The 13,622-nt window shown below is 40.0% G+C and carries 11 protein-coding genes; 6 read left to right on the top strand and 5 right to left on the bottom strand.

Translation table 11 applies throughout. The features are described from left to right. Positions 1-334: 334 nt before the first annotated feature. Positions 335-1,522: a tyrosine--tRNA ligase gene (tyrS, locus tag PGX00_RS05085; protein ID WP_272133444.1), complete on the bottom strand. Its 1,188-nt coding sequence runs from the start codon at positions 1,520-1,522 to the stop codon at positions 335-337. A 117-nt stretch (positions 1,523-1,639) separates the two neighbouring features. On the opposite strand from tyrS, the gene PGX00_RS05080 reads away from it, so the two are divergent. Beyond that, entirely contained in the window at positions 1,640-2,938 is a 1,299-nt protein-coding gene (locus PGX00_RS05080) for a peptidoglycan DD-metalloendopeptidase family protein (RefSeq protein ID WP_272137935.1), read from the top strand. Positions 2,939-3,387: 449 nt separating this feature from the next. After that, positions 3,388-4,854, top strand: a complete 1,467-nt coding sequence (locus PGX00_RS05075; RefSeq protein WP_272133441.1) for an SLC5 family protein — start codon at positions 3,388-3,390, stop codon at positions 4,852-4,854. Positions 4,855-5,010: 156 nt separating this feature from the next. Here the strand turns inward: PGX00_RS05075 and tyrA are convergent, their stop codons facing one another. Both tyrA and PGX00_RS05065 read right to left on the bottom strand, forming a co-directional pair. Continuing rightward, complete coding sequence (tyrA, locus tag PGX00_RS05070; protein WP_272133440.1) at positions 5,011-6,138, bottom strand: bifunctional chorismate mutase/prephenate dehydrogenase; 1,128 nt, start codon at positions 6,136-6,138, stop codon at positions 5,011-5,013. A gap of 108 nt (positions 6,139-6,246) precedes the next feature. After that, positions 6,247-7,323 (bottom strand): 3-deoxy-7-phosphoheptulonate synthase, encoded by a 1,077-nt coding sequence (locus PGX00_RS05065; protein ID WP_272133438.1) that lies wholly within the window; start codon positions 7,321-7,323, stop codon positions 6,247-6,249. A gap of 242 nt (positions 7,324-7,565) precedes the next feature. Between PGX00_RS05065 and PGX00_RS05060 the strand changes: the two genes are divergently transcribed. Next, complete coding sequence (locus tag PGX00_RS05060; RefSeq protein WP_272133436.1) at positions 7,566-9,236, top strand: sensor histidine kinase; 1,671 nt, start codon at positions 7,566-7,568, stop codon at positions 9,234-9,236. 17 nt (positions 9,237-9,253) lie between these two features. Then, positions 9,254-9,979: a two-component system response regulator BtsR gene (btsR, locus tag PGX00_RS05055; RefSeq protein ID WP_272133435.1), complete on the top strand. Its 726-nt coding sequence runs from the start codon at positions 9,254-9,256 to the stop codon at positions 9,977-9,979. A 9-nt stretch (positions 9,980-9,988) separates the two neighbouring features. On the opposite strand, the gene nagZ is transcribed toward btsR, so the two are convergent. Next, positions 9,989-10,972 (bottom strand): beta-N-acetylhexosaminidase, encoded by a 984-nt coding sequence (nagZ, locus tag PGX00_RS05050; RefSeq protein ID WP_272133433.1) that lies wholly within the window; start codon positions 10,970-10,972, stop codon positions 9,989-9,991. A 125-nt stretch (positions 10,973-11,097) separates the two neighbouring features. Between nagZ and PGX00_RS05045 the strand changes: the two genes are divergently transcribed. Continuing rightward, positions 11,098-12,216, top strand: a complete 1,119-nt coding sequence (locus PGX00_RS05045) for an anhydro-N-acetylmuramic acid kinase (protein WP_272133432.1) — start codon at positions 11,098-11,100, stop codon at positions 12,214-12,216. A 13-nt stretch (positions 12,217-12,229) separates the two neighbouring features. Next, positions 12,230-13,144, top strand: coding sequence for an N-acetylmuramic acid 6-phosphate etherase (gene murQ, locus PGX00_RS05040; protein ID WP_272133430.1), 915 nt, complete (start codon positions 12,230-12,232; stop codon positions 13,142-13,144). A 92-nt stretch (positions 13,145-13,236) separates the two neighbouring features. Here the strand turns inward: murQ and PGX00_RS05035 are convergent, their stop codons facing one another. Further along, positions 13,237-13,581 carry a DUF2799 domain-containing protein gene (locus PGX00_RS05035; protein ID WP_272133428.1) on the bottom strand — a complete coding sequence of 115 codons (345 nt, stop codon included), beginning with the start codon at positions 13,579-13,581 and terminating at the stop codon, positions 13,237-13,239. Positions 13,582-13,622 lie beyond the last annotated feature (41 nt).

The raw sequence follows: 13,622 nt of genomic DNA, 5'->3' as shown, positions 1-13,622 counted from the left end.
CATCATTACCACATAACTAAACCATGAAAACCAGGCATAGCGATACCTTACTTCCATTCAGTATGGGGTAATATAATTAATATCTGGAGAAAAATTGAGAGGGGTTAAACAAAGGACCTCCTACTGCAGAGTAGGAGCGGAGTTCGCCAATACCGAAGCAGTTATTTTTCTCCCTTGATACTAGGAGGATGGTCGGTATTGTTCATAAAAATCTCCAAGGTTACTGCGATTTGCAGCGAGCGTATTCTATCCATAAGTGAACACTTTTGCACGAAAAATTGATGTAAAAAAGGCGCTATAAAAGCGCCTCTTAGTTATGTTCATCAAGCATTCACTAGCTTAATGTTACGCGAGCAAACTTCCGTTTGCCTACTTGATACACTGCCGTCCCCGCTTCAGGTACGAGTTTTGTATCTTCAATTTTATTACCGTCAAGTTTAGCCGCACCTTGGCGAATCATACGCATGGCATCTGATGTTGAATTCACTAACCCTGCTTCTTTAAGTAAATTACCGATGGCAATGCCTGCTTCAAACTCAAACTCAGGCATTTCATCTGGCATTGCACCTTTTTGGAAACGGTTTATAAATTCTTGCTCTGCCGCTTCTGCGTCTGCTTCCGTATGGAAACGGGCAATGATTTCTTTCGCTAGAAGTATTTTAACATCACGCGGGTTTTTTCCAGCTTCAACATCAGCCTTAAGTTGTTCTATCTCAGCCAATGGGCGGAATGATAATAGTTCATAATAGCTCCACATTAATACATCCGATATAGACATGAGTTTGCCGAACATATCATTAGGTGCATCACTGACACCAATGTAGTTGTGAGCCGACTTAGACATTTTCTTTTCGCCATCAAGACCAACAAGAAGTGGCATCGTGAGTACACACTGCGGCTTCTGACCGTTTGATTTTTGCAATTCACGGCCCATTAGCAGGTTAAACCTTTGGTCCGAACCACCTAATTCAACATCCGTCTCCATTGCAACGGAGTCGTATCCTTGAAGCAGTGGATACATAAATTCATGTATCGCTATAGGCTGGTTGTTCGAATAACGTTTTTTAAAGTCATCGCGCTCTAACATTCGAGCAACAGTCTGGTTTGACGCTAAACGAATCATTCCTTCCGCACCAAGTTCAGATAGCCATTCAGAGTTAAACTGGATTTTGGTTTTAGCAGGATCAAGTATCTTAAACACTTGTTGCTTATAGGTCTCTGCATTCGCTAACACATCTTCGCGAGTCAATGGCGGTCGTGTTGTATTTTTACCAGACGGGTCACCAACCATACCAGTAAAATCACCGATCAAAAATGTGACATCGTGGCCTAATTCTTGGAACTGGCGTAGTTTGTTTAAGATGACCGTATGCCCAAGGTGTATATCTGGAGCCGTTGGATCCGCACCTAACTTGATACGCAGAGGTCGGTTCTCTTTCAACTTTTCAATCAGTTCTTCTTCCGGTAGCAATTCGTCTATACCGCGTTTTATCTCAGCCAGTGCTGTTTCGATACTCGCCATTCTTGTTAACTCCCACAGATTTGGCAAAAATTAATAGTTGTACAGTTTACTTGAATAGCTATGTATTTTGAAACCAGTTAAACTCCGTATTGCCAAAATTCATCAAAATTAATAATTATCGACCATGCTTTCTACTTTTTTCGACTTCCCATTATTCATCGCTCCTTGATTCTGATTTTATCAGCGCTTATTTCTGCGGCTCTGTTTCTTCCCGATAGCGAAGACTTGGCTATAGATCAAACGACACTAGAGGTTGGTCAGCATTATCCCGTTGCCATAAGTATGGAAACATTAGAAACGAAAAACAGCATTCTTCCCGATTCTGTGGTTCGTTGGGAAAAATATAAAATTGCCTCAGGAGAAAGCGCAGCAAAGTTATTTAATAGGATTGGGTTATCAGCTCAACTGCTACATCAACTAATAACAAGTGATAAAGAGATTAATAATCAACTTTCACGTTTACGCGTCGGTGAAGAACTCTCTTTTGGTTTTGATGAAAATAACGAACTATTGCAAATAAAGCGAGTTATCACTCCATTTGAAACCTTTCGGATAACTAAAGCTGAGAACGGTTATGCCGCTGCATTTGAAACAAAAACCGTTGATATACAATTTAATTATACAGAAGCTGAGATCACTTCTAACTTCTGGAATGCGGCACTTTCTGCTAATTTAACGCCCACCCAAATAATGGAACTTGCTGGTATCTTCGGTTGGGATATTGATTTTGCTCTCGATATTCGATCTGGGGACAGTTTTAAAGTCTTATACGAAGAGAAAATAGTAGAAGGTGAAAAAATGGGACGTGGCCGAATTATTGCGGCTATTTTTTCAAACCAAGGTGAAACATTTAAGGCCATACTCGACGATAATACCGGTAATTATTTCGACGAAAATGGCAGAGCGATGAAAAAGGCATTCTTGCGCTCACCAATAGACTTCAGACGAGTAACATCCAATTTCAACCCCAAAAGGCGACATCCTGTGACAGGAAAAGTCACCGCGCACAGAGGCACTGATTACGCGGCTCCTGTTGGGACACCTATATGGGCAGCTGGAGACGGCATTGTCGATAAGTCTGGTTACAACCAATTTAATGGCAACTACGTGTTTATACGTCACAGCAATACCTATATTACTAAATATCTTCATATGAAACGTCGCTATGTTAAAACTGGGCAGCGAGTAAAACAGGGGCAGTCAGTCGGTACATTAGGTGGGACAGGACGAGTAACAGGACCCCACCTGCACTATGAATTCCTCGTAAACGGTGTCCATAAAAATCCAAGAACCGTTAAGCTACCTCAATCTAAGTCACTTAAAGGTGCAGCCAAAACAGAGTTCATGACAAACGCGAACGATAGGCTCGTCAAACTTGAGCAGTATGGACGACTACTATTTGCTAATCAGCATTAATCCATCCTATATCCTAGGGCACTGATTTTTTTGTCAGCGGTGCCCTTTACCTCTCAGAATCACGCTTTACATATCCCACATGCCACATGACCACTCAAAAAATAAAATGTCGTACGCAAACATACAAATTAATAAACAAAATACCACACCAAGCCTTTAAAATAGGTAGCAAATAAAATGAAGACAAAATAATCACGAAGATAATTAATATTTATGTGATCGCAAACAAAATTATGACAATAAACCACCACTTTTAGGTAAACGTTTCCACTAATAGTATGTAGATCACGGAATTAATAATAATGCCAACGTATCCTCACCGCATCAAACTTACAGAACTGTTGAATACAAAGACTTTCAAGGCCATTTTTTATTATCCAATATATCCACCGCCTTGTGTAAACGATTCCAGTTCGATATTTTTTTAATTTAATCAAAAGGTGAAAGATATGGATTCGGCCATTCAGCTAATCGTATTTCTTGGTCTTACGGCTCTAGTTGGTTACCTGACTTACCGTAAGTGTGCAGAAGCAGGTCCTCGTGGTGAAGGCGCTAAAGATTACTTCCTTGCAGGTGGTGGGCTTTCTTGGGTATTTATCGCAGGTTCAATTACACTAACTAACTTAAGTACTGACCAATTGGTTGGTATGAATGGTAACCAAATGGCACTTCTTGCTCTTTGGGAACTTTGTGGGTTCGTCGGCCTAATCATTCTGGCCAAAGTATTTGTTCCTATATATTACAAGTACAACTGTACAACAACGACTGAACTTTTAGAACGTCGATACAACAGCAAGCATATCCGCGCAACAGTAGGAACTTTATTCCTATTAGGTAACATCTTTATTTACCTTCCAGCTATGCTTTATGGTGGTGCGCTGTTCATGCAAACCATGTTTAATGTTGAAATCGGTCTTATGCCAATTGCTATCATGTTTGCCGTTGTTGGCTCTGCTTACGCTATTTTTGGTGGCTTACGTGCCGTTGCAGTATCAGATACTTTTAGTGGTGTCGGCCTACTTCTAATGGCAGTATTGATTGTATATCTATCTCTTAATGCCATTGATTTTGACTTCTCAGGTATTCCTGAAGAGCGCCTAACGTTGATAGGCGGACCTGACTCGCCTATCCCATGGCCTACGCTGTTAACTGGTATGTTATTTATCCAGATATATTACTGGAGTACTAACCAAACCATCACCCAACGCGCCATGGCAGCAGAAAACGTTAAAGAAGCACAAAAAGGAGTTCTAGCCGCTGCTTGTATCCGTATCCTTATTGTTCCTGCAATCGTAATTATTCCGGGTATTGTCTCTTACAAATTGTACGGCGACATTGGTGACCAAGCATATGGTCGTATCGTTGGTGATCTACTTCCAAGCTATCTATCAGGTGCATTTGCAGCGGTAATGGCAGCAGCAGTATTAACAAGTTTTAACTCTGTACTGAACTCCTCTGCTGCTTTGTATGTTTGTGACATTCACCAGAAGTATTTTAATCCTGAACCAAACGTTAAACGTCTAAACAATGTGGTATCAATTAGCTTCGTATTGATCGCTATCTTATTGGTTCCTGCATTCGCAACAGCCGATAGCTTGATTAACTTACTACAACAGCTAAATGGTTTACTAAGCATGCCTATCTTGTCGGCATTTATTACTGGCCTAATGTTCCGTAACGTACGTGCTGAATCAGTAATTTTATCAGTGGTATTTGGTACAGCGCTATATGGCTACTTCACATTTGGTACTGCTCCATTTGGTCTACACTTTATTCACTTAATGGCGATTACATTAATAGCTTGTGTTGTATTTGCTCTAGCAGTGAACAGAATCGTATTTAAAAATAAAGCGGTATTCGTCGCTTTCAAGAAAGACCAGAATGACGAATTAAAAACAGCAACAGAATCAAACTAATTCTTTGTTTCGACAACTTTGAAAAATAGGGTCAACCCCCACTATCTGTTAACTTGGTAATTATCAGATAGGATCCTTAATCAAAAGCCCTCTATCCATATGAATAGAGGGCTTTTTTTAATTACTCTAGGCTAGCGCAATACAAAAAAGCGAGTATTAACCTCGATGGATGGCGTCATTAGCTTGCTTAAGCAGGTTTTGACTTTCATTCATAAACTGCTGTGAATAATCGCCAAACCAATCACTAACCTTCTCAAAGCTTTCCACAAACCCGGCCTTATCATGGCCTTCCAATACATTTATAGCTTCACCAAAACTGGTGTGAAATCGTTTTATCATCTCGATATTTTCTTCTGATGACAAAATAATATCCGCATATAGGTTTGGATCTTGCGCAAACAGTCTTCCTACCATGGCCAACTCTAAACGATAAATAGGCGAGCTCAGTTGAAGCAATTTATCTATATTAGGGTTCTCACGGCTTAAATGAAGACCATAAGCAAATGACGTAAAGTGACGTAACGCTTGTATTAGCGTCATACCATGATCGTGCTCTTTCGCATCAATATTACACAGACTCGCACCCCAAATACCGAATTGCTTCAGTAGCCACTGGTACTCTTCATTGCCTCGACCATCACAATAAACAATAACTTGCTTTGCTAGACTTGGAACATCAGGTCCAAACATCGGATGCAAACCGACCACTGGCCCTGAATGCACTTTTAACATCTGCTCTAATGGCTTCGACTTTATCGACGTAAGGTCACAAAGAATACAATCATCTGGTAGCCTGTTTAATTTATCTATTACGTTTGCTGTTAGGTGTATTGGAACGGTGACCACCACTAATCCTGCATCATGCAACAATTCGTCAGCGTTATCCCAATCTTTACTGCCTAACACTTTCACTTCATATCCAGAAAGCGTAAACATACGTCCAAACAAACTACCTAATTGACCATTACCACCGACAATAACAACTGGACGCAAAGAAGGATTTAAGCATTTGAAACCGGAATCTTTTTCACTTGCGTAAGACTCGCGCATGGTTCTACGCAAAATATCTTCAATTAACTGAGGCGGAATTCCACGCTTTTCTGCTTCTTGTCGACGAGATGCTAGCATTGCAGCTTCTCTATCCGGAGCATAAATGGGCAGACCGTGCTCACTTTTTACTTCACCAACTTTTTCAACAAGAGATAAGCGACGAACTAACAGCTCTATCATCTGCTTATCTACTTCATCAATTTGATCACGTAACTCATTTAACTCAACGGCCATCAAATTTGCCTTTATCTTTGTTAATTAAATAAAAAGTGAAGCAGCTAAAAGCGGCTCCACTGTTCGTTAAAACTCTGGTTTAAGATTATACCTTAAATCAAGGGTTTATTACTCAACCTGAACTCTATCTTGTAGGAATGGCACTAATTCTTCATGGGCATTACATAATAATGTCTCAGTTGACTGCCAATCAATACATGCATCAGTAATAGAAACACCATACTCCATTTGATCTAACGGAATATCTGATGATTGATTCCCTGCATTTAAATGGCTCTCAATCATTAACCCAATAATCGATTTATTCCCCTCCCGTATTTGAGAAATAGCATCCTCAGCAACCAAAGTTTGACGACGATAGTCTTTACGTGAGTTGGCATGGCTGCAATCTATCATCAATGCGGCATCAAGTTCATATTTAGCTAATTCTTCTTCACACTCAGCAACTGAAACAGAATCATAGTTAGTTTGTTTACCACCACGCAATATCACATGACCATTACTGTTTCCTTGCGTAGTAAGAAGAGCAACCTGTCCCTCAGTATTAATCCCCATAAAACGGTGGCTAGACGATGCTGCTTGCATCGCGTTGATCGCAGTCGAAAGGCTACCATCTGTCCCATTTTTAAAGCCAATCGGCATAGAAAGGCCACTTGCCATTTCACGATGCGTCTGAGATTCAGTAGTTCTTGCGCCAATTGCTGCCCAGCTAAACGTATCAGAGAGATATTGAGGGCTAATAGGATCCAATGCTTCCGTAGCCAATGGAATTTCCATTTCAGCTAAATCTACCAATAGCTTTCTACCTACATGTAACCCATGTTCGATATCAAAGGTACCATCTAACTGAGGGTCATTGATAAGACCTTTCCAACCCACCGTAGTACGTGGTTTTTCAAAGTAAACGCGCATTACAATGTATATTTGGTCATTCAGTTGAGCAGACAGGGCTTTAAGACGTTTTGCATATTCCATGGCTGCGTCTACATCATGAATAGAGCAAGGACCACAAACAACCAATAAACGGTGGTCTTTCTTATGTATAATATCTGAAATCGTTTGACGAGATTCCTGAATAAACTGCCTCGCATTTTCGCTAAGAGGTAATTTTTTCTTTAATTCACTTGGTGTGATTAAAACCTGTTCATCACTGATGTTGATATTACTTAATGTACTTTTTTTCATCTTTAATTCCGTAAATAATTTTTTACAATAAATTTCGTCAGTGACTCAAAACAGCTAACTTAACGCATAAAATACCAGTATAAATAAAAGTTTCAAGTGTAAATAAATAAAAACATTAACTGTAAACTTATATTTACATGCAAATATTGTCAGCCAAGTGTTATAAATACGATCTAGATTCTACTCAATTTTTCTAATCTCGCATAAGATGGCGTTGCTATGACTTATACTGGGCTAACTGTATGGAATTAATTCTCTCTTTATTACAACAAATGTGCGTATATCTGGTTTTAGCTTATATGCTCAGTAAAACACCTGTCTTTTTGCCCTTATTAAATATTTCAAATCGCCTTGAAAACAAGCTTAACTGTTACGTAATTTTTTCACTGTTTTGCGTAATGGGAACCTACTTTGGATTGCAAATCAATGACGCTATCGCTAATACTCGTGCGATTGGCGCTGTAATGGGCGGTATCTTTGGCGGCCCAATCGTTGGCTTTGCCGTTGGTTTTACTGGTGGTATTCACCGCTACACTTTAGGCGGTTTTACCGATATAGCTTGTGCCATATCAACTACGGCTGAAGGTGTTATTGGCGGCGTATTACATAGTTATTTAGTCAAAAAGAACAAACCTGAGCAGTTATTTAACCCTAGTGTGGTTTTTTCAATTACTCTTTTTGCTGAAATCATTCAGATGTTAATTCTGCTTATCGTCGCAAAACCCTTTGATCAAGCTTATACCTTAGTTTCAGCTATCGCAGCACCAATGATTATTGCCAACTCAGTTGGGGCTGCGCTCTTTATGAGCATTCTACAAGATAGAAAGACTATCTTTGAAAAGTACTCAGCTACATTCTCCCGAAGGGCTCTTAATATTGCGGAGCGATCCGTTGGTATTTTGAATACTGGTTTTAACTCCAAAAATGCGGCAAGAATAGCTCGTATTGTTTATGAAGAAACCAATGTAGGTGCTGTAGCAATAACAGATACGAATAAAATACTGGCTTTTGTTGGTATTGGTGATGACCACCATAAACCGAACACTCCTATTTCTTCACAATGTACCCTTGATGCCATGGAAAAAAATGACATCATTTATTTAGATGGTAAGGATAATCCATATCAGTGCTCTCTTTCTGAAAACTGTAAATTAGGTTCTGCACTCATTATTCCATTAAGAGCAGGAGACAAAATTGTCGGAACGATAAAGCTATACGAACCAAAGAGAAAACTGTTTTCTACAATCAATATGTCCATGGCTGAAGGTATAGCCCAATTGCTTTCTAGTCAGATCCTTTATGGCGATTATCAAGAGCAACAGATGCTATTGTCTCAATCAGAAATAAAACTCCTGCATGCTCAAGTAAACCCTCATTTTTTATTCAATGCCCTTAATACTATCAGTGCTGTTATCCGTAAAAATCCGGATAAAGCAAGAGAGCTAATTCAGCACCTCTCGCATTTTTTCCGCAGTAACCTTAAGCAAAACATTGAAACTGTGACGCTTAGAGAAGAGTTAGCCCACGTTAATGCCTACTTAACCATCGAAAAAGCACGCTTTAGCGATCGATTAGAGGTTCAGGTAGATATAGACTTAGAGCTACAGGATAAAAAGGTACCCAGCTTTACCCTGCAACCTTTAGTGGAAAATTCAATAAAGCACGGTGTCTCTCATATGTTAGAGGGTGGGAAGATCAAAATTTACAATCAATGTAACGAATTAGGGTGTGAAATAATTGTTGAGGACAACGCTGGTAGCTATGTTGAACCCAAAAAAGACCACGAGGGTTTAGGTATGCAAATTGTGAGCAAACGCTTATCTAATTACTTTGGGCGTGACGGGGAGCTAAAAACTCACGTAGAAAAAAACCAATTAACTCAAATGAGCTTTATCATTCCTAATGAGAAATAACACAATAAGGGATAACAATGCTTACTGCATTAGTCATAGATGACGAACAACTTGCTCGCGAAGAACTGTCAGAGTTATTACGTGACACAGATAATATTGACGTCATCGGGCAAGCAAACAATGCTATCGAAGGGCTCAAAAAAATAAATACTTTAAAGCCTGATGTTATTTTTTTAGATATCCAAATGCCTCAGGTAACAGGCATAGAGCTGCTCGCAATGCTGGACCCAGATACGATGCCAATGGTGGTATTTGTTACTGCATTTGATCAGTATGCCATTCAAGCATTTGAAGACAACGCGTTTGATTACCTATTAAAGCCTATTGATATTAAACGGTTAGACAAAACAGTCTGTCGATTAGTAAAGCAGCATAATAAAGCCATAGCCAAACACGATCTGTCTATACTCGCCCCTGCGCGCTTAGAACAGATCCCCTGTATTGGTTTAAATAGGATAATGATCATTTCAACTCAAGATGTTGAATATGCATTTAGTGATATAAGTGGCGTACATATTCGAAGCGCTGAACAAACCGCCTCAAGTCAGTTAACGCTCAAAGTGTTAGAAGAAAAGACGGATCTTCTTCGATGTCACAGACAGTACTTAATTAATACCAAAGCAATTAAAGAAATAAAATTGTTAGAAAACGGCTTAGCGGAAATCATTACGCTACATGATCTTACTGTACCGGTCAGCCGTCGATACTTAAAATTACTAAAAGAAAAATTGGGAATCGTTTAATAACGTCTTTTATCCAATAACCCTTTTCATCGCTTCACTAGCATCTTTCCATTCTCGAGATAACTTTAACTCGGATAATGTAAAACTCTGCTTCTTAGCTAAGGATTCACCAACTAAAGACGTTGTTATTGGCAAACTATCCAAAATTTCCACGCTACGGTTTCGATTGTTGCAAAGCAACAGCATGTCGCAACCAGCTGCAAGAGCTTGTTTCGCACGTTCTGCCGCAGACCCCATGATCGAAGCACCTTCCATGTTCAAGTCATCTGAAAAAACCACACCAGAAAAACCCAATTTTTTACGTAATATGTCTTTCAACCAATAGGTTGATCCACTTGCAGGCTCTGAATCGTAATGCGGGTAAATAACGTGAGCAGGCATCATTGCATCTAAAATTCCAGATTCAATTTGAGACTTAAAGATAGCCATATCCGTTTCAAATATATTATTTCTATTATCATAAGGCGTCTCTAGATGTGAATCGGCGATGACTCCGCCATGACCAGGAAAATGTTTGCCTGTCGTAGCCATTCCTACTTGCTTCATGCCTTTCATGTACGCTGAGCTATAGGTCAATATAGTTTGAATATCTTCACCAAATGCACGACTTCGTATTGCTTTACATTCATGCCCTTTATCTAAAACAGGAGCAAAACTAAGATCTATGTTATGAGCGATTAATTCAGCAGCCATCAGCCAACCAGCTTGCTGGGCTAATTGGGTTCCATTTTCCAATTGTGAGAATGATTGTGCTGCTGGAATAGGCGTAAATCCATTACGAAATCGTTGAACTAAACCACCTTCTTGGTCGACGCCAATAAGCAGGCGATGTTTACTTACTTTTCGGATCTCATTACATAAAGCTAATAACTGCTCATTATCATGGAAGTTCCTAGCAAATAAAATTAATCCACCGACAGTTGGATGCTGCAAAATCTCTCGATCTTCCGCATCTAATTCATATCCTGAAATATCAATCCAAAGTGGACCCATTTACACACTCCCGAAAATGTTGATGTACAATCAAAAAAAGATTATAACCTTAAGTTACTTAGATATAATAAATTTTCCAGCATGTTGTCCAATTGAAATATTTTATAGCAAGGGCAGATATTTATATGAATAAAAAGGCACTCTATATCGGTGTAATGTCAGGGACAAGCCTAGACGGGATTGATACTGCATTAGTAGAAATTAATGACAAAGAAACAACATTGATTGAATTCGATAGCTTCTCTATTCCAGAAGAGACAAAGGCGGGCATTCTTAGCTTCGCCACTGGCCAGCCTACGGATATCGTTAAAATTGGACAGCTTGACACTTCGCTAGGTCACCTATATGCCGATGCAGTAAAACAACTTTTACGAAAAGCATTTGTGAACGCAACAGATATTATCGCTATTGGAAATCATGGCCAAACTGTGTATCACCTTCCTACTGGTGACTCTCCATTTACGATGCAGCTTGGTGATGCCAATATCATTTCAGCTAAAACCGGAATTACGACCGTTGCTGACTTTAGACGTAAAGATATGGCATTAGGTGGGCAAGGAGCGCCCTTAGTTCCCGCTTTTCATCGAACCATTTTTCAACCTGGTCATTCTAGTGTGGTTGTTTTGAATATTGGTGGTATTGCCAATATTTCGGTACTTAGGCCTAACAGGCCCACTATAGGCTATGATACTGGTCCGGGTAATATGTTGTTGGATGCTTGGATTCATCAACATACAGGTAAAACCTATGATAAAGATGGCCTGTATGCCTTATCAGGTAAAGTAATACCAGAACTGTTAGAACGCTTGTGCGCAGACAGTTATTTTACTCAAAGCCCACCAAAAAGCACGGGCAGAGAGCGATTCAATATCGAATGGCTAATGGAAAAACTAAATCAGTTCGACACTCAATTTCTCCCACAAGATGTCCAGGCAACGTTGACAGAATTCAGTGCAATGACAATATGTCAGGAGTTAAATCATTATAAAACAGGAGAAAAGCCTGAATTATTAGTATGTGGCGGAGGTGCCAGAAATCCGGTACTCATGAATAACATTAGTTCACATCTTCCCGATTGGACCGTCTGCCCAACCGATGATAGAGGAGTAAATGGTGAATATATGGAAGCCATTGCATTTGCTTGGTTGGCTTACAGACGAATAAATGGATTACCAAGCAACTTACCGGAAGTGACCGGAGCCTCTAGATACGCCTCACTAGGTGTTATCTACCCAGCAGAGTAATCGGAGCACTCTTATGACCAATGAAGCACTAATGTCCGCCTTATCTCAGTTAGTATCAGAAGGCCGAAATCCTAAAACTATGGATATCGATCTGCTTTCTTCTGTTGAGATTGTAAAAAAACTCAATGAGCAAGATAAACTCGTCCCTTGCGCTGTAGAAAAAGTTATACCGGAAATCGCGAAAGCCGTCGATGAAATCACACAAGCCTTCAAAAGCGGGGGGCGCTTGATTTACATGGGTGCGGGAACAAGTGGCCGTCTTGGGGTACTCGATGCCTCTGAATGTCCTCCAACTTTTGGGGTCACTAGTGACATGGTCGTTGGCTTAATAGCTGGCGGAGAACAAGCTATGTTTAAAGCCGTTGAGGGCGCTGAGGATTCTTCGGCACTAGGTAAAGATGACCTCAAAGCCATAAACCTTAATAATAATGATGTTGTTGTTGGCATAGCAGCTAGTGGCCGAACCCCCTATGTGATAGGTGGCCTAGAGTTAGCCAACGAGTTCGGTGCAACAACCGTCGCCATTTCATGTAATCCAACGTCAACTATCGCCGAAATTGCCAAAATAGCGATTAGCCCCGTAGTTGGTCCTGAGGCCTTGTCCGGTTCAACTAGATTAAAATCAGGTACAGCTCAAAAGCTTATACTCAACATGTTAACCACTGCAAGTATGATTCGACTAGGTAAAAGCTATCAAAACCTAATGGTAGATGTAAAAGCGACCAATAAAAAGTTAATAGCAAGAGCCGTTCGAATTGTAATGCAAGCAACAGAATGTGACGAATCAATAGCTAAACTGACTCTATTGGATACGGACTATAATGTGAAACTGGCGATATTGATCCTGCTGACAAATATGGATAAACAGCAAGCACAAATACAGCTTAAAAAACAAAATGGCTTTCTAAGAAAGGCCGTGGAAGGATAAACTATTTTAAACCTGTTATTTGTTATCGAATCTAAACACTGTGATGATAACGAAGGGAAAAATGTGATCTCCCATACCGGAGATCACTACTTTTAATTCGATTCGTTCCAGCCTCTTTGCCATTCCATACGAAACCGTTGAGCTTCTTTTGTACCCTCACATACGCCTTCGTAATATTGGCCATTAAGGCCTATTTGGTAAGCAAAATTAGGGTTGCAGTATTCTTCTAGCCCTCCCACATAACCGTGCTCATATTCAGCTTGGTTTGCCTGACCTAGTTCTTGTAATTCATTAAAAGAACGAGCATGTCGTCCATTTATGCCGTCAGAATAACCGATCCCATGCCAATCACCTTTCTTCGCCAGATCGATGTCACTCGATGAACATGCTACGATCAAGAGTGACACTACAAATACAGCGAATTTTTTAAACAACATTAGTATTCCTTACTCAAAGAGTTGTGCACTATCAAAATGGT

The sequence above is a fragment of the Vibrio algarum genome (assembly GCF_028204155.1).
Lineage (GTDB): Bacteria > Pseudomonadota > Gammaproteobacteria > Enterobacterales > Vibrionaceae > Vibrio > Vibrio algarum.
This window is presented reverse-complemented; position numbering and strand designations above follow the sequence as displayed.

Excerpts from the sequence above, each read along its gene's own strand:
- tyrS (WP_272133444.1), bottom strand. The coding sequence starts at position 1,522 with ATGGCGAGTATCGAAACAGCACTGGCTGAGATAAAACGCGGTATAGAC.
- PGX00_RS05075 (WP_272133441.1), top strand. The coding sequence starts at position 3,388 with ATGGATTCGGCCATTCAGCTAATCGTATTTCTTGGTCTTACGGCTCTA.
- tyrA (WP_272133440.1), bottom strand. The coding sequence starts at position 6,138 with ATGGCCGTTGAGTTAAATGAGTTACGTGATCAAATTGATGAAGTAGAT.
- PGX00_RS05065 (WP_272133438.1), bottom strand. The coding sequence starts at position 7,323 with ATGAAAAAAAGTACATTAAGTAATATCAACATCAGTGATGAACAGGTT.
- PGX00_RS05060 (WP_272133436.1), top strand. The coding sequence starts at position 7,566 with ATGGAATTAATTCTCTCTTTATTACAACAAATGTGCGTATATCTGGTT.
- btsR (WP_272133435.1), top strand. The coding sequence starts at position 9,254 with ATGCTTACTGCATTAGTCATAGATGACGAACAACTTGCTCGCGAAGAA.
- nagZ (WP_272133433.1), bottom strand. The coding sequence starts at position 10,972 with ATGGGTCCACTTTGGATTGATATTTCAGGATATGAATTAGATGCGGAA.
- PGX00_RS05045 (WP_272133432.1), top strand. The coding sequence starts at position 11,098 with ATGAATAAAAAGGCACTCTATATCGGTGTAATGTCAGGGACAAGCCTA.
- murQ (WP_272133430.1), top strand. The coding sequence starts at position 12,230 with ATGACCAATGAAGCACTAATGTCCGCCTTATCTCAGTTAGTATCAGAA.
- PGX00_RS05035 (WP_272133428.1), bottom strand. The coding sequence starts at position 13,581 with ATGTTGTTTAAAAAATTCGCTGTATTTGTAGTGTCACTCTTGATCGTA.